General features: G+C 65.9%; 1 pseudogene. It reads right to left on the bottom strand.

The features are described 5' to 3' along the window. A pseudogene (locus E4K09_RS23985) lies at positions 1 to 223 on the bottom strand (hypothetical protein); the annotation flags it as partial.

The following is a 223-nucleotide window of genomic DNA, read 5'->3' as shown; positions in this document are numbered from 1 at the left end:
TTGATGGTGCGCATCTTCGTCCGGTGGACCATGACCTCCGAGACGGTGAGGTCTTCCAGATCGAGCAGCCCTCCCAGCATGTCGCGCTGCACCTTCGCGACGCCGCCCTCCGTGTGCAGCAGGGCGACCTGGCCGCGGATTTCCTCAGACGCGGACAGGATCGGCGTGTTCTCTCCGATGCGGATCCCGAAGGGCCGCAGCATCAGGCGCGCCAAGCGTTCGA

The sequence above is a fragment of the Microvirga pakistanensis genome, from assembly GCF_004458765.1.
Taxonomy (GTDB): Bacteria; Pseudomonadota; Alphaproteobacteria; order Rhizobiales; family Beijerinckiaceae; genus Microvirga; species Microvirga pakistanensis.
The sequence above is the reverse complement of the archived record's forward strand: the minus strand, read 5'-3'. Positions and strand labels throughout refer to the sequence as shown.